This is a genomic window from Acetatifactor aquisgranensis (assembly GCF_943193215.1).
Taxonomy (GTDB): Bacteria; Bacillota; Clostridia; order Lachnospirales; family Lachnospiraceae; genus Acetatifactor; species Acetatifactor aquisgranensis.
In genome coordinates this window covers 1-1,577 of the sequence record NZ_CALPDH010000097.1, presented here as the reverse complement: position 1 = coordinate 1,577, position 1,577 = coordinate 1, and the positions used below count along the sequence as shown (strand labels likewise).

The following is a 1,577-nucleotide window of genomic DNA, read 5'->3' as shown; positions in this document are numbered from 1 at the left end:
TATTTTACTCTGAGGTATCTTTTTATCAACCACCTTTCTTGGAATTCCCTATGTTTGTATTATACAGGAAGCTCCTTATGCTGTGATGAAAGATGTCAGGGTAACTATTACCAGTGTATAATATTTTCCCTTTGTTTACAAGCCCCCAAAACATCAAGTTCCTCTATTTCCGGCCCTTTCCGCCGTCTGCACCAGATATTCTGATGTCTTCAGTCCGTCCACAGCCTGCAGGCCAATGGCCGTATGCCACGCATAACCTTTGTCACGCTTGTCCGGCTCAGACTCTTTGATGTATTCCTTAAATGGATCTTTATTCACTCCATATCACCTCGCTGCTTTTTTCTCAATAAGAAACCCGCCACTTCCACAGGTATCGTCATTAACCTTTGATATACGGCACAATCACGTCGTAGAACTTCTTTGTCCAATCAGCGTGGAAGTTCGCCATCTGGAGCCAGTCAGTCTCATTCTCAATGCTGACGTTATTCAGCTGAATGAAAACCTTGGATGATTTAATATCCTCGCCACGGTTCCACTGGAGCGTCGTGCCCAGCCCTGATTCTATTTCCGCTTTATGTGTGTACAGGCTATCGAAGGCAGCCTTGTTTTCTTGCTTATTGCCTCTGCCAAATACGACCTCTGCCCGCGCTGCATCAAAGTTTGCTACGCAGCAAAGATAGAAGCCGCCTATACCAAAGAAGCCATTGATCCAGTTATCCCTTGACGGATTAACACAGGAGAAAGAGCCATCCCCACCATGCACCTTCTGAATAACTGGCAGCGCATATGTCCAGTATTTCCTCCGGAGCTCATATCGGCTGCCCGGCTCGTCCTCATTGGCCTCGTTTTCATCACGCAGGTAAAATACCAAGTCTGCCGGATCTTCATCGTACAGTTTGAAGAGACGACTCAGGACAGACAGCTTACTCTGCGTGCTGGTGTTTGTCCATACATAGATGCCGTCGCCAATCTCAAGCGACTTCGTGAACGCATCCTGATTTGTATTGAAGTGGAGAGCGATGTTCTCCTCCTCCGACATCGCCAGCTTAGTGATAATGGCCTTATCCTCGGCATACAGAATCTGAATAACCTTCCGGAACATCTCAACCCAGCTCGTTACCGGCTGCCGGGTGTTCTTAAAGGTGAACTTCGCAATCAGTCGTCCGGTCAGCTCGCCCTCATCCTCAAGCGTATAAGTATCAAGCTGCTTTTCTTTCGGCTTGTATTCTGTGACAGGTGCCGCCCAGATTGACAGAGCCCGGCCCATGAGATATTCGCTGCGCTCCTCCAGCTCCGCCAGCGTCCACTTGTCCTTCTTGGCAATCCAGGTATTCATGCGGATACCACTGTCATCGAAACCGTTCTGCATGGTTTTCTTTTCCGTGAAAGAGCTGTTACTGTATTTCGAGTTATAAGCCGTCAGCGTAAAATGACAAACCGCTTGTCCGAGCCCTCCATATATTTAACGAATTTGCATTCTGAACCTTTCATCTGTCTTTGTTCCTCCCTATAATGTCAAGTGATTTTCCTTAAAAAATCAAGGAATTTTAAGTTTCATATCTCAGATGAATGAGCCA

At 46.8% G+C, this 1,577-nt stretch carries 2 protein-coding genes; both read right to left on the bottom strand.

The annotated features are described in order from the left end of the window. Nucleotides 1-153: 153 nt before the first annotated feature. The gene (locus NFS35_RS28800; protein WP_251210382.1) at nt 154-318 is read right to left on the bottom strand and encodes a hypothetical protein; all 165 of its coding nucleotides are present in this window, start codon (nt 316-318) and stop codon (nt 154-156) included. Nucleotides 319-379: 61 nt separating this feature from the next. After that, entirely contained in the window at nt 380-1,423 is a 1,044-nt protein-coding gene (locus NFS35_RS28795) for a DUF4268 domain-containing protein (protein ID WP_275564747.1), read from the bottom strand. Between the last annotated feature and the right edge of the window lie 154 nt (nt 1,424-1,577).